Source organism: Pelotomaculum propionicicum, from assembly GCF_048984525.1.
In the GTDB taxonomy this organism is placed as follows: Bacteria; Bacillota; Desulfotomaculia; order Desulfotomaculales; family Pelotomaculaceae; genus Syntrophopropionicum; species Syntrophopropionicum propionicicum_A.
Window position 1 is genome coordinate 66,410 of sequence record NZ_JBMGJC010000015.1, and the last position, 21,112, is coordinate 87,521.

General features: G+C 47.4%; 22 protein-coding genes and 1 riboswitch. Of the genes, 5 read left to right on the forward strand and 17 right to left on the reverse strand.

The window, feature by feature from the left end:
• Positions 1 to 22: 22 nt before the first annotated feature.
• From ACOBQJ_RS15090 to larE, 5 genes are all read right to left on the reverse strand, one after another.
• A complete protein-coding gene (locus ACOBQJ_RS15090) occupies positions 23 to 1,603 on the reverse strand; it encodes a hypothetical protein (RefSeq protein WP_421072597.1) in 1,581 nt (526 codons plus the stop codon).
• Positions 1,604 to 1,746: 143 nt separating this feature from the next.
• Positions 1,747 to 1,998 (reverse strand): hypothetical protein, encoded by a 252-nt coding sequence (locus tag ACOBQJ_RS15095; protein ID WP_421072598.1) that lies wholly within the window; start codon positions 1,996 to 1,998, stop codon positions 1,747 to 1,749.
• Between the two features lie 105 nt (positions 1,999 to 2,103).
• Positions 2,104 to 2,487, reverse strand: coding sequence for a CBO0543 family protein (locus ACOBQJ_RS15100; protein ID WP_421072599.1), 384 nt, complete (start codon positions 2,485 to 2,487; stop codon positions 2,104 to 2,106).
• Between the two features lie 217 nt (positions 2,488 to 2,704).
• Entirely contained in the window at positions 2,705 to 3,637 is a 933-nt protein-coding gene (gene cysK / locus ACOBQJ_RS15105) for a cysteine synthase A (RefSeq protein WP_421072600.1), read from the reverse strand.
• 327 nt (positions 3,638 to 3,964) lie between these two features.
• Positions 3,965 to 4,768, reverse strand: coding sequence for an ATP-dependent sacrificial sulfur transferase LarE (larE, locus tag ACOBQJ_RS15110; RefSeq protein WP_421072601.1), 804 nt, complete (start codon positions 4,766 to 4,768; stop codon positions 3,965 to 3,967).
• Between the two features lie 299 nt (positions 4,769 to 5,067).
• On the opposite strand from larE, the gene ACOBQJ_RS15115 reads away from it, so the two are divergent.
• Complete coding sequence (locus tag ACOBQJ_RS15115; RefSeq protein ID WP_421072602.1) at positions 5,068 to 5,484, forward strand: hypothetical protein; 417 nt, start codon at positions 5,068 to 5,070, stop codon at positions 5,482 to 5,484.
• Positions 5,474 to 6,811: a 4Fe-4S binding protein gene (locus ACOBQJ_RS15120; protein ID WP_421072603.1), complete on the forward strand. Its 1,338-nt coding sequence runs from the start codon at positions 5,474 to 5,476 to the stop codon at positions 6,809 to 6,811. The genes ACOBQJ_RS15115 and ACOBQJ_RS15120 overlap by 11 nt, the downstream gene beginning before the upstream one ends.
• Positions 6,812 to 6,909: 98 nt before the next feature.
• Here ACOBQJ_RS15120 and ACOBQJ_RS15125 read toward each other — a convergent pair whose 3' ends face one another.
• The 5 genes from ACOBQJ_RS15125 to ACOBQJ_RS15145 all read right to left on the reverse strand — a co-directional run bounded on the left by ACOBQJ_RS15125 (position 6,910) and on the right by ACOBQJ_RS15145 (position 10,667).
• Positions 6,910 to 7,137 (reverse strand): sulfurtransferase TusA family protein, encoded by a 228-nt coding sequence (locus ACOBQJ_RS15125; protein ID WP_421072604.1) that lies wholly within the window; start codon positions 7,135 to 7,137, stop codon positions 6,910 to 6,912.
• Positions 7,127 to 7,990 (reverse strand): 4Fe-4S binding protein, encoded by an 864-nt coding sequence (locus tag ACOBQJ_RS15130; RefSeq protein ID WP_421072605.1) that lies wholly within the window; start codon positions 7,988 to 7,990, stop codon positions 7,127 to 7,129. Before ACOBQJ_RS15130 ends, ACOBQJ_RS15125 begins: the two co-directional genes overlap by 11 nt.
• Positions 7,991 to 8,064: 74 nt before the next feature.
• Positions 8,065 to 8,868, reverse strand: a complete 804-nt coding sequence (locus tag ACOBQJ_RS15135) for a HesA/MoeB/ThiF family protein (protein ID WP_421072606.1) — start codon at positions 8,866 to 8,868, stop codon at positions 8,065 to 8,067.
• A gap of 89 nt (positions 8,869 to 8,957) precedes the next feature.
• Positions 8,958 to 9,152, reverse strand: coding sequence for a hypothetical protein (locus ACOBQJ_RS15140; protein WP_421072607.1), 195 nt, complete (start codon positions 9,150 to 9,152; stop codon positions 8,958 to 8,960).
• Positions 9,153 to 9,182: 30 nt separating this feature from the next.
• Positions 9,183 to 10,667, reverse strand: coding sequence for a putative sulfate exporter family transporter (locus ACOBQJ_RS15145; RefSeq protein WP_421072608.1), 1,485 nt, complete (start codon positions 10,665 to 10,667; stop codon positions 9,183 to 9,185).
• Positions 10,668 to 11,103: 436 nt separating this feature from the next.
• Between ACOBQJ_RS15145 and ACOBQJ_RS15150 the strand changes: the two genes are divergently transcribed.
• The gene (locus ACOBQJ_RS15150; RefSeq protein ID WP_421072609.1) at positions 11,104 to 11,757 is read left to right on the forward strand and encodes a methyltransferase family protein; all 654 of its coding nucleotides are present in this window, start codon (positions 11,104 to 11,106) and stop codon (positions 11,755 to 11,757) included.
• Positions 11,758 to 11,941: 184 nt separating this feature from the next.
• Here the strand turns inward: ACOBQJ_RS15150 and metW are convergent, their stop codons facing one another.
• The 6 genes from metW to ACOBQJ_RS15180 all read right to left on the reverse strand — a co-directional run bounded on the left by metW (position 11,942) and on the right by ACOBQJ_RS15180 (position 17,145).
• On the reverse strand, positions 11,942 to 12,583 hold the full coding sequence (gene metW, locus ACOBQJ_RS15155) for a methionine biosynthesis protein MetW (protein WP_421072610.1): 642 nt from the start codon (positions 12,581 to 12,583) through the stop codon (positions 11,942 to 11,944).
• Positions 12,570 to 13,796 (reverse strand): homoserine O-acetyltransferase MetX, encoded by a 1,227-nt coding sequence (gene metX, locus ACOBQJ_RS15160; protein WP_421072611.1) that lies wholly within the window; start codon positions 13,794 to 13,796, stop codon positions 12,570 to 12,572. Before metX ends, metW begins: the two co-directional genes overlap by 14 nt.
• A 362-nt stretch (positions 13,797 to 14,158) precedes the next feature.
• Positions 14,159 to 15,439, reverse strand: coding sequence for a homocysteine synthase (locus ACOBQJ_RS15165; protein WP_421072612.1), 1,281 nt, complete (start codon positions 15,437 to 15,439; stop codon positions 14,159 to 14,161).
• Positions 15,440 to 15,512: 73 nt separating this feature from the next.
• Positions 15,513 to 15,615: riboswitch (SAM riboswitch) on the reverse strand.
• An 89-nt stretch (positions 15,616 to 15,704) separates the two neighbouring features.
• Positions 15,705 to 15,887 (reverse strand): hypothetical protein, encoded by a 183-nt coding sequence (locus tag ACOBQJ_RS15170; protein WP_421072630.1) that lies wholly within the window; start codon positions 15,885 to 15,887, stop codon positions 15,705 to 15,707.
• Positions 15,874 to 16,668, reverse strand: a complete 795-nt coding sequence (fdhD, locus tag ACOBQJ_RS15175) for a formate dehydrogenase accessory sulfurtransferase FdhD (protein ID WP_421072613.1) — start codon at positions 16,666 to 16,668, stop codon at positions 15,874 to 15,876. The genes ACOBQJ_RS15170 and fdhD overlap by 14 nt, the downstream gene beginning before the upstream one ends.
• 21 nt (positions 16,669 to 16,689) lie before the next feature.
• Positions 16,690 to 17,145, reverse strand: a complete 456-nt coding sequence (locus ACOBQJ_RS15180) for an RrF2 family transcriptional regulator (RefSeq protein ID WP_421072614.1) — start codon at positions 17,143 to 17,145, stop codon at positions 16,690 to 16,692.
• 277 nt (positions 17,146 to 17,422) lie between these two features.
• Here ACOBQJ_RS15180 and ACOBQJ_RS15185 point away from each other — a divergent pair, with 277 nt between their 5' ends.
• Together ACOBQJ_RS15185 and ACOBQJ_RS15190 are read left to right on the forward strand one after the other, a co-directional pair.
• Entirely contained in the window at positions 17,423 to 18,139 is a 717-nt protein-coding gene (locus ACOBQJ_RS15185) for a response regulator transcription factor (RefSeq protein WP_421072615.1), read from the forward strand.
• Entirely contained in the window at positions 18,123 to 19,580 is a 1,458-nt protein-coding gene (locus ACOBQJ_RS15190) for an ATP-binding protein (RefSeq protein WP_421072616.1), read from the forward strand. Before ACOBQJ_RS15185 ends, ACOBQJ_RS15190 begins: the two co-directional genes overlap by 17 nt.
• A gap of 278 nt (positions 19,581 to 19,858) precedes the next feature.
• Here the strand turns inward: ACOBQJ_RS15190 and ACOBQJ_RS15195 are convergent, their stop codons facing one another.
• A complete protein-coding gene (locus ACOBQJ_RS15195) occupies positions 19,859 to 20,992 on the reverse strand; it encodes a diguanylate cyclase domain-containing protein (protein WP_421072629.1) in 1,134 nt (377 codons plus the stop codon).
• Positions 20,993 to 21,112: the final 120 nt, after the last annotated feature.

Consider the following 21,112-nt stretch of genomic DNA (forward strand, 5'->3'; position numbering starts at 1 on the left):
GAAATAACCTGTAGTCAATATGTTAACTATTCTGCGCACACGAGAACTGTCCCCCTGTGCGCACCGGGGGGAAATTACCCCCGTAAAAAATTTCAATTACAGCCTGTTCCATATTTCCATAACAGTTGAAAATCTCGGGTATACCTTTTAACGTAAGCCTGGTTTGGCTCAAATCAAATATTGACAAAATATTGTTGACTGCTCTTACCGTTTTACAATCTGTCCGGGTCCTTAGATATGCCAGTATGTCGGCCCCTTCCAGCCAATCCAGCTCCGTGTAATAATGCGGGTCGTATTCAATAATTGTACATTTCTTCTCTTCGATTTTTTTACCGGAAAGCGACGAAGCAATAAACACTTTTTCAGAGATATCGTCCATGGGCATGCTGTAACCGGCGAATATTATATGCTTCGCATGCTTTATTAAAAGGCCCATTTCCTTTTTAATCTCCTCGAGCGGAGCTATGGGTCTCTTTTTTATTACAGTTTGCAATTCCAGCGGCATATCGTAGGGATGGGTCTTTTGATCACAAAACGGGCATTTTATTACTCCCGGGTCGTTTTCCTCACCCTCGTTATAATGCCAGCCCTGCTGCAATTCTTTAATTAGCGAGGGGCCGAAAACAAGAGCAGAGTGCCTGTCCCATACATGCCCGAATGAAATTACCAGCTTTCCGCATTGAGGACACTGCCTCGAACCGAAAATACCGTGTGGATAAAGCAGCTTGCCCATCCTCATGATCCTTGATGGATAGTCGCTGTCGTTTATTTTTATAGCTTGGGTCTCATTGGCGGAATACAAAATTATATTGTTGTTTTTATCAATTTTACGGGTGGCAATTGTTGTCCCCAGGTCCATAAACAGGCGCAGAGGCAGGTTTCGTATATATGGAGGGTTATCATTTCTGTTTTTGTGGGCGTTGAACAGGGCCCATATGATCAAAGGATCCCAGTTGAATGAAACTATGGCGTAGGAAAAAAGGTAAAAATCCCGCGTGTCTTCTTTAAAACCCATTTTCTCATACTCGCATGCTTCCCTGATCATCAATTCCGAAAGAGTATCGGCAAAGTCATGATAAAACTGAGCTTTACTGATCCTGGCCTGGGTATCGCCCTGGACGGCCACTCTTTGTAATTCTTCCGTCAATAATTTCAGGCAGTTTTTCGCCGCACTGATCCTGGGCTGCTCGATGAAGAATTCTTCTCCTTTATCATTGAGTGTTTCAATCCCAAGGTTGTTATCAATCAGCTGGTCAATCAGCGTAAACAATTCCTGCAGTTTTAAGTTGGCCTTAAGGCCGGTAACAAGATCCAGGGACTTTGGGCTGCTTTTTGCGATATACCTGAGCGCTTCAAGATCATAGGCCCTGTATAACTTATCATCGCTGCATAATTGAGACAACAGCTTATTGAACCCTTCCTTAAGCCGGTCTGAAACAGAAATTCCCGGGAAAAGCCTGGAGTAATCCAACCTGAAGTCCGGGTATGGCTGCTCTAAAATATGAGTCAGTGCCCGGGCAATGTCGCTGTTGGTAAGAAGGCCGGCGCTTTTTGTAGCACCCGCTCCCCATAATACTACAGTCTCCGGCCATGCGTTTCCCATTTATAACACCTTTATCCGAAAGATTTATATCACCAGGCCTTCTGCCTTTACCACATTCTACCGTATTACTCATGTTCACACAAGAGAACGGCCTGGATCGTGTCAAGGGGACGGTTCTCTTGACACGCTTTTTCGCCCCTTTTTTACGCTTTCTTCTGCTGGCGCTGCTCTACTTCAGACCAAAACAAATAGACCAGACCAATCACACCCAGAGATAAACTGATTTCAGTCAGAGGCGTGTTTACAAATTTTAATGAATCCTGTACTAGATTCTGCATACCGCTTAAAGTTTCTATTTCAGTTTCTGAGACAAAGATCGCCGCGCTTAGATACCTGACGCAGAATGTTACAACAGCCAAAGCAATAAACCCAAACCCCACACCTCTCTTAGACATAAAGACCCCTCTCTTAACGAATTTTATTTTAATTTTGCCCAGGATATAACTAATTATGCATTCTAAGGAAACGCGTCAAGGGGACGGCTCTTTTGACACGCTTTTCTACCCTTTAAATCTTCTTATAATTTGTAAATTATATACAAGTATTATGAAAATAATCGGGTATGCTATTCCAGAATACCAAAATCCCCACCCATTATAATAAAGCATTCCTGTTTTGATTGAAGCCCACTCATAAATAACTCCAAATAATGTCCAAGCCAAAATGTAATAAACCTTGTAACGTATTTTCCTCGAAAAAGGATAGTAGCTGAGGAAAATGATGGATAGGGCAGGGAAGATACCAAATATTAAGGGGATATATACCCACTGAACCCCCTTTTCAAAGTAACTATACCAATCATATTTCACGTCTAAATACAAGTCAGTAAGCAAGTTAAGGAGTACAGCAAAGATTGAGGTAGTGTAAATTTCGTGATTCGTCATTTTTTTGGGGGTTAGAAACGCAATAAGATTAAAAACTACAATTGAAATTAATAGGAAGATATATGCTATTTCAATACCCCCTTGCCTTTATTAGTATAGTCTTAGTCAAGTTATGATTCTTTATAACATCCGATATTTATCAATAAAAAGTGCACCTCAAAAGTTAGACGTATCTAACTATTTGGGGTGCACTTCCTGAGAGGCTGATGTCAGCGGATTATTTCAGTTCCTGGAACAATGCAGTGCTTAAATATCTTTCCCCGGTATCCGGGAGTATCACTACGATCAGTTTGCCTTTGTTTTCGAGCCGCCTGGCGACCTGCAGTGCAGCAAACGCCGCCGCTCCGGATGAAATACCCACCAACAGGCCTTCCTCCCTGGCCAGCCTCCGCCCGGTTTCAAAAGCCTCTTCATTTTTAACTTTGAAAATCTCGTCGACTATGCCCATGTTCAGCACGTCAGGCACAAAGCCGGCGCCAATACCCTGGATTTTGTGGGGGCCTGGCTTGCCTCCGGACAGCACCGGGGAATCCAGCGGCTCCACGGCTATTGCCTTAAATTCCGGTTTGCGTTTCTTGATTACTTCACTAATACCAGTAATAGTGCCGCCGGTACCGACACCGCCTACCACAATATCCACCCTGCCGTCGGTATCCGACCAGATCTCTTCAGCAGTTGTGAGCCTGTGTATCTCCGGGTTGGCCGGGTTTTTAAACTGCTGGGGCAAAAAGGCATTGGGAATCTGAGATACCATTTCTTCCGCTTTCCGGATGGCGCCTTTCATTCCATCAGCGCCCGGAGTTAACACAAGTTCGGCGCCATAAGCTTTTAAAAGGTTCCGGCGCTCAACACTCATGGTGTCGGGCATGGTCAGGATCAGCTTGTAACCCCTGGCCGCGGCCACGAAAGACAGGGCGATGCCGGTATTGCCGCTTGTTGGCTCAATAATGACACTGTCCTTATTAAGCAGCCCCTTCTCTTCCGCCTCCTTGATCATACTGTAGCCAATCCGGTCTTTAACACTGCCGGCGGGGTTGAAGGATTCAAGTTTGGCAACAACCTCCGCTTCCAATCCCTCTGTTACCCGGTTCAATTTAAGCAGAGGAGTTTTTCCGATTAAGTCAGTAAGGTTGTCTGCAATTTTGGCCATTGGTATTACCTCCCTGGTTTTTGTTAAATTAAAGTCTAATAAATACTTTCCATTATCTTCTCTTTTAATAAGCCTGACATGCAAAGCTGCTTATTTTAAAACCCTCCCTCCGAACATAGGACAGTATCTATGCATTACTTTAAAACATACTAAATCAATTGGTTTATTAAATATTATATTTCAGTAATTATTTTGTCAATATAAAAAATAAAAAATGCATACTTCAGCCATAAAAAGTGCAACCCCAAAGGTTAGATCAGTCTAACCATTTGGGGTGCACTTTCCTGAGAGGTTTCTTATTAAAGGTAAGTATTGCTAATATTTTTCCTATAGTTCCAGAGTTTCATTCATGCTTCCCATGCGGTAACCGCGCAGATCAAGGGTGATATAATTGTACCCTATGTCTCTGATACTTTTTTCAATCTCAGCAGATTTTTCCATTACCAGTCGGATGTACTCCGCCGGCACTTCAATTCTGGCCAGGTTACCGTGATGCCTTACCCTTACCAGCGGCACCCCGGCCTTCCGGATCACTTCTTCCGCCGCTCCCACCTGTTTTAAGCCTTCCAAGGTTATCTTTGTCCCGTAGGGAAAGCGTGAGGCCAGGCATGGGTTGGCCGGCTTATCAGCAGTGGGCAGCCCGAATTCTCTCGAAAGAGACCTTATCTCATCTTTGGTCAGGCCTACATCTTTCAGGGGGCTCCGAACACCCAGTTCCTCGCCGGCACGGATGCCTGGCCTGTAATCGCTGAGGTCATCGGCGTTAAGTCCGTCTACAACGACTTTAATACCCCGGGCACGGGCCACCTCGAGTATTTCTCCGTATTCATTTTTCTTGCAGTGGTAGCAGCGGTTAGGGGGATTGCTGGCAAAAACAGGGTTGTCCAGATCCTGGTTTTCAACCATTATATGCTCTGCGCCGATGGAATTGGCCAGTTTAATAGCTTCCTCCATTTCACCGGGCGGGTATAACTCCCCGGTAATGGTCACAGCTAACGCTTTTCCCTTTAATGCTTCAAACGCCGCTTTAAGTAAAAAAGTGCTGTCGACCCCGCCTGAAAACGCGACGATAACACTTTCACAATCCTTCAAATTTTTAATTAAACGGTCGTATTTTTTTTCCAGGCTCATTATATACGCCTCCTTAAATTTAAAGCATAGTAATTTAATTAACTTACTATGATTATATAAGTAAGCCTACTTACGGTCAAGCCTGGTAAGGATCAAATTTTAGGGAACTAATGGCAGACCCCCTGCCGGGCTGAGATATATTTGTAATATGTTTGCAATAGTTTTGTAAACTATTTTTTATATGATAAAAAATGTTATTAGTCTGTTAAGACATATAACCTATACTTTTTTGTTTTGCTTTGAGTTTTTGTAAAAATCTAATATGAATGGAGGATATGATGAAAATTAAGCTATTTCTTTTGTTCGCTTTTACTATGTCGGCTTTAATTTTCCCACCGGCCACATCGTTTGCAGCCGGTAATAACCATGATCCTTTACACATGTCCGGGTCTGCCGGGCACAACCACAGTATGGATATGACTGATCACAACATGGATGAAACGACTACCCCTGAGATGCCCGATATGTCCGGACACAATATGGATATGCCGGCTGAGCCCAAGCCAGATAGTGACACCCCGGGCGCAGGTATCGAAGAACCAGGTCACGGCGGTCACGCAAACAGTAATTCCGGCACCGGTTCTGAAAAGACCGAAGTTAATCGCGCGGGCCTGTTGGGTGGCTTCGGTCTTCTCAACGGGCTAATTATTATGTCAGCCGTCTTCTTGAGAAAGAAAGCAGCACCTGTTGAAGGAGGCGGCAGGAATGAAAGATAAACAGTTCAAAAGTAATATCATTAAAAGTGTTATGGCCAAGAAATGGTTTCCCGGGGTTTTTCAGTATCCTACCGCGCTTGTCTTTGCGCTGATCATCTACGAGCTTCTTTTTGGCCCTCTGTCACCGGGAAAAAATTTCGGCAGCGCCATGACCTGGGTCCTTTGGTGGCCTTTAATACCACTGGTGTTTTTGCTGTTGGGACGTTTCTGGTGTGCAGTCTGCCCATTTGCGACACTTAGCGACATAATCCAGAAATGGGTCGGCAACAACCGTCCTGTACCGGTTTTCCTGAAGAAATACGGGATCTGGATCATAGATGCCCTTTTTATCCTGATCACCTGGGGGGACCATATCTGGGGCGTCGTCGAATCACCTCGTGGTTCAGCCTTTTTGCTGCTGTTTCTGACGACAGGTGTTATCGCCGCCGGGGCTTTCTTCGAAAGGCGTGCCTGGTGCCGGTACCTCTGCTTTCTCGGAGGGCTCTCCGGTAACTATTCCCGTGCCGGTATCCTGGAATTGCGAGCCACTCCTGATAAATGCTCCAGGTGCAGGACCATGGCGTGTTATAAAGGCAGTGACAAGGCCGCGGGCTGCCCGATGTTTGAAGTACCGAAAAAAATGGACAGCAACGCTTTGTGCAATCTCTGCGGCAACTGTGTAAAATCATGCCCCAATGACTCGATCCGGCTGTCATTAAGGCCGCCTTCAAGAGAGTTGTGGTTTATCAAGAACCCGCGCTTTGAAGAATCCTTCCTGGCAATTGTGATCATGGGTATAGTGCTGGTCCAGAACATTACCATGCTGGATGTCGGGACCAAGCTGCAGGCTTTTATTCAAAGTATTACCGGGATTAACAGCTACCCCCTTACATTCACAATTACCTTTATCATTGCCATGACGATACCGGCAGCGGCGCTTTTTCTTACCGGCTGGCTGGCGGGGATATCCAATGGTAAGTCCGCGGTGGTAAACTTTACACGATTTGGCTACGCGCTTATCCCCCTCGACCTGGCCGGGCATATGGCGCATAACCTGTTCCACCTTCTGGCGGAAGGCAAATCGGTGCTATATACCTGGTTAGCCCTGTTCGGCGCAAATATTCAAGATTCGGCGGCTATTACAAATACTGAAACAATCCAAATCCTGCAGTTTGTTCTGGTCTGCCTGGGCGCTATAATATCCATATACACGGCATACAGGCTATCCCGTTCAAACAACCCGGCCAACAAGGTTATCTCATCACTGTTGCCCGTTGCCGGCCTGATCCTGGTACTGACTTTCGTAAACCTCTACCTGTTCACGCTGCCCATGGCGCACAGAATGTAACGTAAAAAAAAGGCCGGTTTTGTTTTCTGAAAACAAAACCGGCCTTTACCTTTTACCACAATGTTATCTTACTGCTTTTTACACCAAGAATAATAGATTTATCCTTTGACGACATGGACTCTAAAATATTTATCTGCCTGAAATACCTTTTTTATAACATGTCCTTCTTCTTTTAAGCTGCGTGGAACATTAAGGATGGGTTCACCTTCATCCAGTATGATCTCCAGGATTTCTCCATTCCCGATATCTTCCAGGGCCAGCTTTGCTTTTACAAAATTAATGGGGCAGCAGACTCCCCTCAAATCAATAGATTTTTTAATCTCCATCAAGTATCTCCTTTAAGGATTTTGCAACACCCGCTCTTTCCATGGTATAGCCGAACCTTTCTTTTTTTCTCCCGTTCTTTTTGTAAAATTCAAGCGCCCTGTCTATATATCTGAAAAGATCTTCACTATTCTGGATCATCGTTTTGGCCCTGGTCCCCAACCTGGGTTTCTTGCCCATCGTACCGCCCAGGTATAAGGTATAACCCTTTTTATCAACCCTCCATGCTTCCCCGCTGCAATTGATAATGCAAATCCCGCATAATATACATTCATCCACCTGCAAAAAGTAAGAACCATCAGCATCACTGGTAATTGCCCCGGTCGGGCAGATATTCACACAAAGGCCGCAATCAGTGCATCTTTCCTTATCCCAACCGGGCAACACGCCTCCCATTATACCGACATCATTTTCAATGGGCTTGGAACAGTCGTTGGGACATCCTGAAACCCCAATTTTAAACTTGCCCGGGGCCTTCTCCCCGAAATATTTCCGGTCCAGCTCGCCTGCCAGTTCCTTTGTATCGATAATCCCGTACCGGCAGGTTTTGGCGCCGGGGCACGCCATAATGCCTCTTACCCGCGGGCCGCACGCCCCCAGCTCAATACCCGCCCTCTCCAGTTCCTCCCTGGCCTCTATAACCTTATTTACATGGATATTGTGTATTTCGATACCCTGCCTGGCGGTAAAATGGACTTTCCCGTCCGCATATATTTCAGCTATCACCGCGACAGCTTTTAAACGCTCAGCGGTCATATCCCCGGCGACAGTCTTGATACGGATTAGATAAAAATCTTTCTGCTTTTGTTTGATAACACCTATTTTGCTTAAATCACTTATTTCGTTGATATTCATAGACTACTCCCTGTTAAAAGTTAAATTTGAGAGGGATAACACCCCTCGTTCAGGCTTCAATATTGATTATACACCTATCTCCTTAAGTCGCAGATAATTTGCTTTTCATCCTGTGGTTCAGTGATTGTCCGGTTGTCGCCGCATACTGCGCATCTTTCGTTTCTTTTTACCTCAACCACTCTAAAATTCATGGTGAAAATATCAAACACCAGGAGTTTTCCAGTAAGTAAATCTCCTATACCCATGATATATTTTAACGCTTCTGAGGCCTGTATGGTCCCCATAACGCCGGCGACTGACCCCAGAATACCCGCCTGGCTGCATGTTGGAGCAGCTCCCGCAGGCGGAGGCGCCTCAATAATACACCTGTAGCAGGTGCTGCCGGGTATATAGGTCAGGGTCTGCCCGTTAAACCTCAATATCCCCGCATGGGAGAAAGCCTTGTTGGCAAGTACGCAGGCGTCGTTTATCAAAAACTTGGCTGCAAAATTATCAGTACCGTCAACTATAAAATCGTACTGGTCAACTAATTCCCTGATATTGGCGGCCGTAACCCTGTAAGGGTATGTTTCCACTTTGATATCAGGATTCAGCGCAGCCATTTTTTCCCCGGCGGAAATTACTTTTTCTCTTCCCACATCTTCTGTAAAGTGGATTATCTGTCTCTGCAGGTTGGAAAGGTCCGCTTTATCCCCGTCGGCTATGCCGATAGTGCCGACGCCTGCCGCTGCCAGATAAAGCGCGCAGGGGGAACCGAGTCCGCCCGCTCCGATAATCAAAACCCTGCCGTTTAACAGCTTTTCCTGGCCTTTTCCGCCAACTTCCTTTAAAATGATCTGCCTGCTGTAGCGCTCAATCTGGGATTCGTTTAGTTTCATAATATAATCTCCATTCAGGCATAATGTTGTCAGATTCAATTTGGCAAGGTGCTTTTGTTGGCTCCTCGCCCATATTATAACTATTGACATTATTTCACGCCAAATACAAACAGAAAAATAACCAGCAGGAATACGCCTAAACCCAATGTATAGGAAATCAGTTTTTTCTCGATTGGAAGCAGGTCATACCATTCATCCTCCTGTACCGCCTGCCATTCATCTTCCCGTGCCGCCTGTTGTTTAATTATTTTATTTTCAGTTGTACCAAACCCGGCTTGTGCCATATCAATTCCTCCCCTTCTTAAAAGTCTAACCTAGCCTATTACCGGTGGTGTAACGCCGTGGTAGAAAACCCAGGAGATAAACAATCCAACCCAAAGGATAAAGAAAAACAGGCTTACGGCATACGTCAAAACAATACGTCCCATACCTGCAGCCAGGAGCTTTCGGACATTGGTAATCAACCCAATTGAGAAAAAACACAGGGCGAAGAAAATTGTCCTCAAAACGTTGGCTTGATCCGAACCCGCCTGGGCGCTTTTAACAACTCCCGGGTTAATTAAGCCCACTACAAGGAGGATTAGGAAGGTTAAAGCAAAACCAATGATGAATTTGGGGAAGCGGTCCCATATTTCTCTGATTGAAATCTTAGCACTTGGTTCATTGCTGCTGCCGCCGCGCTTGTCGATTCGGAAGACAGACCATATTACTGCCAGGATAAAGGCCCATATACCAATAAAAATGTCAATAAATAGTTTTGCGGTGGTGGTTGCCATTAAAATCCACCCGTCTTCCCAATTGATTCCCAGTTCTTTAAGCGCTTTTGCCCTGACCAGTGAATCGGTGATAGCACCGCTAGCCATTGCCCCGCCGTCACTCTTAACCGCCAGGCCCATCCAGGCTCCGGCTACCATTGGTTCCTGAAAAAGCATGGATTGTGCAAGCCAGGGTAAAAAGAGCAGCTCCAGTGCCACAAATACAATAATTACAGATGCGATAACAGCCGGAACATGCGGACGGGATCGAATAGCCCCACTGGTGGCTATGGCTGCTGAAACACCACAGATAGAGATGCCGGACGCCAGGGGAGCCGCCCATTCCGGAGTAAATTTAAAATATTTGCGGGATATAAAATAAACTACCGGCCAGTAAATCAGATAAGCCTCAAGGACTGCCGCAATTCCCCGGGTTATTACTGTACCTGCAAGTCCCAAAGCACCCACAGTCTTGATTGCAATAGCAGCGCCAAGGATAACAATGCCTGTTTTAATAAACCATTCCGGTTTAGCTGCCTCTTCCAGAAACCTGGCCAACCCGGTGAAAAAGTTTCCAATAATTAGCCCAATAATTAAGGCAAAAACGAACCCCATTTCGCCAAGGCTCAAAGACCAGGGTATTTTTAAACCTGCTTGTTTGTCAGGTGTGGCGGCTATGTAAGCGTTATTGCCCAGAATTATGCTTCCGAAAGTAACCCAGTAAATAATTGTGAAACCAAGAATAAACTTTTTTACGTTAGATCCCATTGCCCTTGCACCGGCGGTAGTAATGACCAACAAAAAAAGATAAGTTAAAAGTGCGGAAACAACGCCTGATAAACCCTGATAAGCCTTTGACATGGGTGCAATTGACTTGGATATGTCTACCCAAACATTCTGTTTTACCACCCAACCCAACAGGTCAATACCCAAAATAGGTCCCAGCCCTAAAACAAAAATAAACAACCCCAGCCACACGGCCCACCAGTCTTCACTCTTAAGCAACGGGTTTTTACTAAAGGTTTCTTTTTCAGCCTTACTCACTTATCTCACCCTTTCATATTGGATATAAATAATTTATTTATTAGAGAGGCCTCAGCTGTGGCGCCTGGAACAATTACTCCCCCGCAGTACGGGGAAATTACATAATTCACAGGAAACATGTTAGTTATAGTATACTTTAAATAAATACTAAATCAATAGGTTTAATATAAATTATATTCTGTTATTTTTTTCTAGAGAAAAATAAAAATCTGTTGCAAGATATTTCCTCACAGCAGATTTTCTTTTGTGTTTTGTTTGGCATTCAAGTCAAACGTTCACAAATTTGTTGGCATGACTTTGCGCGGGTCATGCGAATTTAAAAATTTGTTAGTTTTCCGTAAAGATTTCGTAAAACCTCAACCTTACAATTATTGAAAAAATACCAGATCGCTCAGCCAATTAACCGCTTTAGAATAATATTTGAAGGAGGGGCAAAATGTTCAATCTTTCAAGCTACGGCTTGTGGCTGCTTGTTTTGATTAATTCTTTAATGTTAATCACCTTCTGTTTCATCCTGATCCGTCCGCGCACAACGCGCGAGCGCGCTTCCTTTGCTGCCCTGGTCGGGTTTCTAATTGCTTTATTCACGGAAAAGTACGGGTTTCCCCTGACTGCTTACCTTGTTTCAGGGCTGGCGGGCGTTTTTTACCCCGGATTGGACTTTTTCTCACAGCTATCGGGAGGTATCTGGTCCGCTTTGCTGGGCTTGCAGGTTAATCCGTTCGCGCAGCCGCTCCATTCACTCAGCGGCATAGTAATTTTCACCGGCATGCTGATACTCTATTACTCAGCGAGAATGCTGCACGAAGCTAAAAAAGAGAACCGTCTGGCCAACACCGGCCCTTACGGGGTTGTGCGCCACCCCCAGTACGCGGCGCTGATGGTTTTTATGTTTGGATTTGTCCTGGAATGGCCCACTGTTCTAACCCTGGTAATGTTCCCCATCCTGTTGACGATTTACAGCAGTCTCGCCCAGCGTGAGGAAAGCGAATCACTGGAGCGTTTCGGTGAAAAGTACGCGCTCTACGCCGCTTCCACACCGGCCTTTGTCCCGCGTCTTCGCAGCGTGTCAAGGGGACGGTTCTCCTGACACGCTTTACTTCACTTCGTGTCAAGGGGACGGTTCTCTTGACACGCTTTACTTCACTTTAATAAGAGCGTGCTGACACTGTTTAATTCAGGTGTCAACCGGCGCTTTGATCAAGAAAAATTTGCCCACATCTACTTATGTCGGGCAGTCTTCTTCTTGCTTTCTGTATACGGGGCAAATAAACTTACATCTTCATCATCGGGGCAGTGTGCGGCGTTACGTTAATTTTTGAGACGACAAACAGAATTTCCTGCGCGAAAGCCGACTCCTCCTCCTTGAACGGCACAATCTCACGGCCGGTCCAGGAAAACCCCTTTTCAATCCTGACATTATTCGCATCGGCCCATTCCAGGAAGTCTTTCGCCGTGAAGAGGTGGATATTGGGCGTGTCGTACCATTGATAGGGCAGGTTTGATGTCACCGGCATCTTCCCCGTTGATAAAAGCGAAAAAACAACCTGCCTGTGCCCGAAATTAGGAAAGCTGACAATGCCGGCGGACCCTACCCGTAACATCTCCTCCAGCACGAAAAGCGGCCTTTTTACCGCCTGCAGGGTTTTCTCCAGGATAACGTAATCGAAAAAACGGTCGGGCAGACCGGCCAGCCCCTCGTCCAGGTCGGCGTGAATGACCGGCACACCCCTGGCAATTGTTTCAGCCACCTGGTCAAATTCCTTTTCAATGCCCAGCCCCTGCACATCCTTATAATTAATCAGCTTAGACAGGAGTTCGCCGCTGCCGCAGCCGAGGTCAAGCACCGAGCTCCCTGCCGGGACAAGGCCGCAAATAACCTTATGGTCAAAACGGCAGTTTTTATTTATTGTCAAACTGCCCACCTCCCCCCAGGAAATTCCGCACCAAAAGCGTCAGCTTATCAACCTCAAGCAGAAAGGCGTCATGGCCGTACGAGGATTGAATATTGGCGTAGCTCACCTGTTTTCTGTTCCGGCCCAGGGTCAGCGACAGGTTTTTCATGTGTTCCGGCAGGTAAAGCCAGTCTGAGGAAAATGACACCAGTAAAATTTTGCTATTAATCCTTTCGCATGCTTTATCCAGGTCTCCGCTGCCCCAGGCAGACGCGTCAAAATAGTCGGCGGCCCTCGTAATATATAAATAACTGTTAGCGTCAAAGCGCTCCACAAATGATTCCGCCTGGTGCCGCAGGTAGCCCTCGACCTCGAAGTCCGCTTCAAACTGGAACCCGGGCCCGCTGCCGCTGCGGAACCTGCGGCCGAATTTGCGTTGCATGGAGATCTCGGACAGGTAAGTGATGTGGGCCAGCATCCGGGCGACCGCCAGCCCCTGGTCGGGCGAGGCACAGTCATAATAGTCGCCGTCTCTAAATTCGGGGTCTGCTGTAATCGCCTTGCGAGACACGGCGTTGAAGGCCAGACCCTGGTCGGTAAGCCACGCTGTTGAAGCGATGACGATGGCCGATGCCACCCGGTCAGGGTAAGCCAGGGCCCACTCCAGCGCCTGCTGCCCGCCCAGGGAACCGCCGGCCACGGCAACCAGCCGCTCAATGCCCAGGTGGCTGATCAGCCGCTCCTGCAGCCGCACCCAGTCCCCCACCGTAACAAAAGGGAAACGAAGGCCGTACGGCCCGCCTGTTCCCGGATCAATTGAGGAAGGCCCGGTGGTGCCATAACAGCCGCCCAGTATATTTGAACAAATGATACAGTATTTTTTCGTGTCAAAGGCCTTTCCCGGCCCGATCATGCTGTCCCACCAGCCGGGCCGCTTCGCCAGCCAGGGTCTCCCCAATTCTTCAGCGTCATGATACCAGCCGGCCGCGTGGGCGTCGCCGGAAAGGGCGTGGAGGATAAGGATGGCGTTGTCCTTATTCTCATTCAGCTCCCCGTAAATTTCATACTCAACCTCGACCGGCCAGATCTCCCTTCCGCACTCAAGAGGAAGCGGGTTTGCCTCACCGGCAAGCCTGACTTTCCGCGGGGCTACATAGCCCACGGAAAAAGGGGACTCGGGGCCGTCGACATGTTTTGGCGCTTTTTCTGTGAGCAGGTTGAGCGCATCACTCATCTTTATTACCTCCATATTTCAAGCGTGTCAAGGGGACGGTTCTCTTGACACGGTTCTTCTCAGGATCGTATCAAGGGGAGTGTTCCGTGGACCGTGTCATGAGGACAGTTCTGTTGACACGCTTTTGTCTTAAGATTCAATATAAGTAATCGTGTCAACAAAACCGTCCCCAAGACACGCTCCCATGACACTGTTTTACAACCGGAGGCGTGTCACGAAAACCGTCCCCCAGACACGGAACCGTTCCGTTGATTTTCAACCTTCGATCACCTGAAGGAATCACCAGGTACGTCCCTGAGATTCCCGCCTTGTCGAACGTTTTGCGACAGAGAGTACCGTCCCCGTTGTCGCACGATAACCTTTTAGGCTTTTTTCAGGGCCTGGTCCAAATCTTCCAGCAAGTCGTCGATAGTCTCAATCCCAACGGACAGGCGAATTAAATCCTCGGTTACACCGGTTTCCAGCTGTTCTGCCGCTGTCAGCTGCTGGTGGGTCGTTGAGGCCGGGTGAATGACGAGCGACTTGGCATCCCCGATATTCGCCAGCAGCGAGAAGATCTCCAGCGAGTCGATAAAGCGCCTGGCCGGCCCCTGGCCTCCCTTGATCCCGAAGGTCAGCAGCGCGCCGAAGCCGCCGCGGTAGTATTTTTTAGCCAGATTGTGCGACGGGTGGCTGGGCAGGCCTGGATAATTTACCCATGATACCTGAGGGTGCTGCTCCAAAAATTTTGCCACGGCCAGCGCGTTGCGGCTGTGCCGCTCCATCCTTAGCGGCAGGGTTTCCAGACCCTGCAGCAGCAGGAAGGCGTTAAACGGGCTCAGGCACGGACCCAGGTCACGCAGCAGGTGCACCCTCGCCTTGCCTATAAAAGCCGCCGGCCCGAAGGCCTCGGTATAGACCACGCCGTGATAGGTGGGGTCGGGCTCGGTAAACTGCGGGAACTTACCGCTGCCCCAGTCAAATTTACCCCCGTCCACAATAATTCCGCCGATGGAAGTGCCGTGCCCGCCGATAAACTTGGTGGCAGAGTGGATAACAATATCCGCGCCGTGCTCGAGCGGGCGGCAGAGGCAGGGCGTGGTTACGGTGTTATCCACGATAAACGGGATGCCGGCTGCGTGGGCTATGTCCGCCACCGCCTGAAAATCGATAACATCCAGCTTCGGGTTGCCGCTGGTCTCGGCGTACAGCGCCTTTGTGCGCGGCGTAATCGCCCGGCGGAAATTATCCGGTTCTTCCGGCTCTACAAACGAAACATCGATCCCGAAACGGCTCAGTGTTGCTTTGAAGAGGTTATAAGTGCCGCCGTACAGGCTGTTGGCTGACACGATATGGTCACCCGCGCCGGCCAGGTTGGCTACAGCCAGAAACTCCGCCGCCTGTCCCGAGGCGGTCGCCAGGGCGCCCACACCGTTTTCCAGCGCAGCTACCCGCTGTTCCAGGACATCGTTGGTCGGGTTCATGATCCGGGTATAAATATTTCCGTTCTCCTGCAGCGCAAAAAGGTTCGCCGCGTGATCGGAATCCCTGAATACATAAGATGTCGTCTGGTAGATGGGCACCGCCCGCGAGCCGGTTGCCGGGTCTGCTTTTTGGCCGGCGTGAACAGCCAGGGTTTCAAATCCTTTTGCTCCAATTGTCATGATTGCATCTCTCCTTTTTTAAATGTCTTTAAATTTAAAAACCCCTTCACTAAGAAGAGGTTTATAAACTCTCTTCTTATCTATCCGGTATTCCGGAGGAAATTGGCACCTTTCAAGCTGCGCTTGAGGTTGCCGAAGGTTCATCGGGTCCGTCCCTCCCCTTCTCTGGATAAGAAAGTAATATTATTTATTTATATTAATCTTATTGGTTTAGTAGAATTATATTTAAAGGTATCCCCTTTGTCAACAAAAATTTTAGGCGTAATTACTGTGTGTGCGCGGGTATAAATATTTTAAGCGCTTTCTGACGCAATATAAAACTTCTTGTATCTTTGCCCAGGGTTATGCGCAGCGAGCCGTGGGCTTCCTTGGGCGGCACTCCCATTGCAGTCAGCACGTGTGAAGGTTCGAGTGAGCCGGATGTGCAGGCTGTTTTAATCTGCAACACGTTTATGGTGGGTGTATAAGCTGAGCCTGCCTTCCCGGGCAAAACCGACGACGGTTATTCCCAGCTGGTCCGCCAGTTTTACCGCGAGCTCGGTCGGTGCTGAGCGGGAGACAATTACAGGTATGCCCATTTTGGCGACCTTTATTAGTATCTCTGAAGAAATGCGGCCGCTGAAAACTAAGATTTTATCAGCGTAGGGAATACCGTCCAGAAAACACCTGCCGAATATTTTGTCAACGGCGTTGTGGCGCCCGATATCCTCATAAAAAAAGACAACACCGTCACGGGTGCAGAGAGCCGCGCTGTGGGCGCCGCCGGTTGTTTTAAACACCCCGGAAAGCTTTTCAAGCTGGTCTGTTAAGTAAAAAATATCCCGGGGGGCAATATGTAAATCCGAATCTACCTGGGCGACCCCCCTGGTATCGTTTATAAAGTAAAAAGAAGCCCGCCCCCTGCCGCAGCAGGAAGTAACAAACCGTTTTAAAAACATCTCCTGCGACGTGGATTCACCGGCTGTTTCAACCCAGATGAGCCCGTCATCCTCGTTTATCAGTATGCTCTTCAGGTTTTCCCGCTTGAGGAGCACTCCCTCCGAACACAGGAAACCCACCGCCAGTTCTTTGAGTTCGCCCGGCGAGCAGACGAGAGTCACAAATTCCTGGTCGTTCAGGTAGAGTGTCACGGGCGCTTCCCTGACCACAACGTCCTCACCTTCCGTGAAGCTCCCGTTTTTGTAGAATGAAACCGGCAGTTTAACAATTTTATCGTTCTCTTCCAGCATGCTTTTTCTCCACCTTTTATATCAAATGTAATACATATCCGCGTCCCTGGAGCGGCGTAACTTCTCATCTTCCTTGCACAGGTCCGCCAGGGTGGTGTTGTCCAATACGGATGCAATCGCTTCCCTGACTCTTCCCCACATCGTCCTCGTGACGCAAAATTCCGATCTTATACAGTTTTCCGGGTCTTCTTCACTTACACAATCTGTGGGGCCAAGCGGTCCCTCCAGGCACCTGACGATTTCACCGGCTGTGATCCTGGCGGGTTCCCGGCTCAGCAGGTAGCCGCCCTGGGCGCCCCGCACGCTGCGTACCAATCCCCCTTTGCGCAGCACGGTCATCATCTGCTCCAGGTAGCCTTCCGAGATTAACTGCTTTTCCGCGATCTGAAAAAGAGGTGTCGGTACGTTTGGATCATAGTTCAACGCAAGTTCCAACATGGCCCGCAGACCGTACCGCGCCCGCGTAGAAAATTTCAATCAATATACCCCCTCATTTAAAATAAATTAAACCTATCATACTTCTTGTCTATAATCCCTACTAAATTAATGCTGTTTTTTTTATAGTCTATCTTATCGCACTTATATTTGTCAACGAGGGACAGGGAGATGAAGTGTCTTAACGGTTTTGTAAGGCTTTTGTAACAATTTTGTTACATTAGAAAGTTATAATTTCAGATCAGGATTATTGGCAGGCCCCGTATGCAGTTTTATTTTTAAGAAAGGATATACATTATTACAGAATAGAGGCATTCAAATGAAAAAAGCTGACGTTTTGGTTGTTGATGATGAACATAAAATCCGTGAAGTTGTGCGCATGTATCTTGAAAAGGAGGGCTTTTCCGTTGGGGAAGCGGCAGACGGACGGGAAGCCTTGAATAAAATCTCAGCCGGCAAATGGGACCTGGTAGTGCTGGATTTAATGATGCCCGGTGTTGACGGGTGGGCGGTATGCAGAGAGATCAGAAAAACGGCGTCTTTACCTATAATAATGCTGACCGCCAGGGATGCGGAGGTGGACCGCATCGTCGGGCTGGAACTGGGGGCCGACGACTATGTGGTTAAACCTTTCAGCCCCAGGGAGCTGGTAGCGAGGGTGAAAGCCGTCCTTCGCCGCACCCGGGATGGACAGAAGGATCCCGGTGAAGCTGACCAGGCGTCTCTCAGCTATCCCGGATTGTCCATTAATCCGGATTCCAGGCTGGTGCTTGTAGACGGCAAGTCAGTATATCTTACGCCCAAGGAATATGAACTGCTCTACCAGCTGGCCAAATCACCCAACCGGACCTTTACCAGGGAGGAACTGCTCAGTACGGTATGGGGTTATGACTATTTCGGGGACGCCCGGACCGTTGATACCCATATAAACCGCCTGCGGGACAAACTGGTGAAAATATCAGGCCGCACCTCTTTTATTGCCACGGTTTGGGGTGTCGGCTACAAGTTTGAGGTAAAAAATGAATTATCTCAATAAAAGCATACTGGTAAAACTCTGGCTGGTAATGGTGGCCTTGTTTTTAGTGGTCCTATACTCAACGGGCCTTGTACAAACACACAAATTAAAAGATATCTACTACAACCAGCAGCTGACACAGATGATAAAGGAAGCACAGCATGTGGCGGCCAGCGAAGAGCTTTTTAATAATCCCGATCCCCACTTGCTGGCGGTACTGGCTGACGCGCTCGACAGCAATATAATGGTAACAAATGCTGATTTATATATTGAGCACTGCATTGGAATGGGCATGGACCTGAGGGGTGTCCAGGCAGAGAAAATAAATGTCTTTGAGCTTCACGACATACCTTTTGTTGAGCGAGACCTGCAATCTGTGATGCAGGGGAATGAGATCTTCCGCAGGGGCCCCTATCATTTTCTGAACACTGAAGTGTTGACCGTAGCCGTGCCCGTCTATGAAAACAGCCAAATAAAAGGCTCGGTAATATTCAGCGCCCCGCTCGCCCCGGTCGAGGAGCGGATAGCGGAGCTGCAAAAAATCACAATCTACGCCGGCATAGTCGGTATTGTGCTGGCAACATTTTTGGCCCTGCTGTTATCCCGGACACTCTCCCGCCCCCTGCTTAACATGAATCAGGCCGCCCGGGCGATGGTTAAAGGTGATTACTCGCGCAGGGTAGAGGTAAGGTCAAATGACGAGGTGGGTGTCCTGGCGGAATCACTGAACTCGCTGGCCACAGAGCTTCAGAAAAAGATAGAAACCCTTGAGCAGCTGGACCGGAACCGGCGCAAATTCGTCGCCAACGTATCGCACGAACTGCGCACGCCTCTTTCCATCATCCAGGGATACACCGAGGCCCTGATTGATGGAATGGCCGGTTCTGACGCCGACAGGCGGAAGTACCTGGGGAATATCCATGAAGAGATCCTCCGCCTGCGCAGGCTGGTTACAGATATACTTGACCTGCGCCGGATAGAGGCGGGCGGCCGTGAAATGGAGATGGGCTTAGTTCCCCTGAATGAACTTGCAGCGCAGGTAGTGGAAAAGTTTCAGCCTCTGGCCGGAGAGAAAAAGATATTAGTTTCCCAGACCTATCCCGCTATCCATTCCACAGTCCGGGGCAACCGGGACCAGTTGGAACAGGTTTTAATCAATTTGCTGGACAACGCCATACGGTATACGCCTGACGGGGGCAAAGTAATGGTATCGGTTAAGGACTTGGGTGATAAAATGATGGTTTCCGTAAGCGACACCGGCCCCGGCATACCTTTGGAGGAACAGCCTCAAATATGGGAACGTTTTTACAAAGTCGACAAATCCCGGGCCAGAAAGGGCGGGGGGACAGGCCTGGGGCTGGCCATCGTGAAAGAGATAGTTGAAGCTCACGGCGGCACCATCGACGTCGCAAGTAAACCCGGGGAAGGCAGCACGTTTTACTTTACTGTCCCTAAACATTAAACCGTGTCAGGGGGACGGTTCTCTTGACACGATCGTGTCAGGGGGACGGTTCTTTTGACACGCTTTTTATTGAAACAAAAACAGGCCAGCAGTTTTTATATTGCTTGTTAAATAAAAGGACCAGGGTTTTTTATAAAACCTCCTGGCATCTCTTTTTCATCATGACAGTTGTTCAGCATCTATACTCAAAGTGGTAAGACTCTGGTTTTATGAACCAGACAAAGGAAGCACGAGAACCGTCCCCATGCTTCCCTATGAACGGAGATGCCTGAACTGTCTCAACATGATGCGAGCATTTTTTCTCTTTTATTCTCATACATGAGGTTGTCGACGTGGCGTAAAAACTGCTCTATACTACTATATTCCGAACTATAAATATCAGCTCCAAAGCTGCACTCAAGTTTGTAGCTTTTCCCGGAATTTTTGTTGTGTTCCGAAAAAGACGCGTTTATTCTGTTAATTGTTTTTTCTAAGTCTACATTTGACTCACAATCCAAAATTATTAAAAATTCATCCCCGCCCATACGGACAATAATATCATTTTTCCTTATTACCCTTTGAATTATTGCGATTGAGGTTTTTATGGCCAGGTCGCCTTCAACATGACCATAACTATCGTTAATATTTTTGAGCCCGTCTATATCAAAATAAATAACCCCAAATTTATCGTTGTTTTTCTGTTTTAATCTTTGAGAAATATAGTAATCAAAAGAGCCCCTGTTCCAGACGCCGGTTAAAGCGTCTAGATGCACCATCCTCTGCTGCAAAAAAATATATACGATAACGAGTGAATACGCGGTACCGCTCCACATAAGCAGAGTACCATAAAATAACGTTTGGACAAGTCCTCCAATTAACGGTAATACGCTGAACATACACAGTGGAACAAACTCCTGTTTTACAATTTTACTTCTGTTTATAACAATCAATATGAAGCCATAAAGTATGTAAAAATATGTTATGGCCGCATTTATGTTAAAAAACGGTCCCCGGTGATATACGTTTGAACTATCGATAAAAAACACAAAATTGTAAACCGGAGATAACAGCGTGAATAAAATGCTTATCACAACAGGAACCAACAATATAATATTGCTTTTTTTTACGGCAGCTTCGTCGGAGACAACCAAATTTTTTATAAGGAAATACCAATAGTAAGTCAATATTGGAGCAACTGCAAATAAGCATATATGCAAAAAAACGGACATTGGAACCAGCCATTGCTCCGGACGCTTATTGATAATGCATGTTACCGTCTCAAAAAAAAGCTGGACTATAATTATCAATGATACTATTAAGAAGACTCTGTTTAATGAATCCTGCCTGTCAAGACGCTTATAAGCGTTCAAAGATACCAAACCCAATAAAACCATGGCCATAATGTTTATGTCTACTCTTAAGAATACATCCATCACTGCCGCTCTCTTCCAACCTTATTCTTAAATTCAAAAATGGCTCTATTTCAATATCGTCAAATACTCAGGCAATATTAAGTAATGCCGGACATGGAAAAGAAAAACCACTCGAATCCA

Bases quoted from the DNA above. Each gene is read 5' to 3' on its own strand.
- ACOBQJ_RS15140 (WP_421072607.1), bottom strand. From the start codon at position 9,152: ATGGCACAAGCCGGGTTTGGTACAACTGAAAATAAAATAATTAAACAA.
- cysK (WP_421072600.1), bottom strand. From the start codon at position 3,637: ATGGCCAAAATTGCAGACAACCTTACTGACTTAATCGGAAAAACTCCT.
- ACOBQJ_RS15150 (WP_421072609.1), top strand. From the start codon at position 11,104: ATGTTCAATCTTTCAAGCTACGGCTTGTGGCTGCTTGTTTTGATTAAT.
- ACOBQJ_RS15090 (WP_421072597.1), bottom strand. From the start codon at position 1,603: ATGGGAAACGCATGGCCGGAGACTGTAGTATTATGGGGAGCGGGTGCT.
- ACOBQJ_RS15195 (WP_421072629.1), bottom strand. From the start codon at position 20,992: ATGGATGTATTCTTAAGAGTAGACATAAACATTATGGCCATGGTTTTA.
- ACOBQJ_RS15185 (WP_421072615.1), top strand. From the start codon at position 17,423: ATGAAAAAAGCTGACGTTTTGGTTGTTGATGATGAACATAAAATCCGT.
- ACOBQJ_RS15135 (WP_421072606.1), bottom strand. From the start codon at position 8,868: ATGAAACTAAACGAATCCCAGATTGAGCGCTACAGCAGGCAGATCATT.
- fdhD (WP_421072613.1), bottom strand. From the start codon at position 16,668: ATGCTGGAAGAGAACGATAAAATTGTTAAACTGCCGGTTTCATTCTAC.
- ACOBQJ_RS15120 (WP_421072603.1), top strand. From the start codon at position 5,474: ATGAAAGATAAACAGTTCAAAAGTAATATCATTAAAAGTGTTATGGCC.
- ACOBQJ_RS15130 (WP_421072605.1), bottom strand. From the start codon at position 7,990: ATGAATATCAACGAAATAAGTGATTTAAGCAAAATAGGTGTTATCAAA.
- larE (WP_421072601.1), bottom strand. From the start codon at position 4,768: ATGAGCCTGGAAAAAAAATACGACCGTTTAATTAAAAATTTGAAGGAT.
- metX (WP_421072611.1), bottom strand. From the start codon at position 13,796: ATGAGTGATGCGCTCAACCTGCTCACAGAAAAAGCGCCAAAACATGTC.
- ACOBQJ_RS15125 (WP_421072604.1), bottom strand. From the start codon at position 7,137: ATGGAGATTAAAAAATCTATTGATTTGAGGGGAGTCTGCTGCCCCATT.
- ACOBQJ_RS15095 (WP_421072598.1), bottom strand. From the start codon at position 1,998: ATGTCTAAGAGAGGTGTGGGGTTTGGGTTTATTGCTTTGGCTGTTGTA.
- ACOBQJ_RS15190 (WP_421072616.1), top strand. From the start codon at position 18,123: ATGAATTATCTCAATAAAAGCATACTGGTAAAACTCTGGCTGGTAATG.
- ACOBQJ_RS15100 (WP_421072599.1), bottom strand. From the start codon at position 2,487: ATGACGAATCACGAAATTTACACTACCTCAATCTTTGCTGTACTCCTT.
- ACOBQJ_RS15165 (WP_421072612.1), bottom strand. From the start codon at position 15,439: ATGACAATTGGAGCAAAAGGATTTGAAACCCTGGCTGTTCACGCCGGC.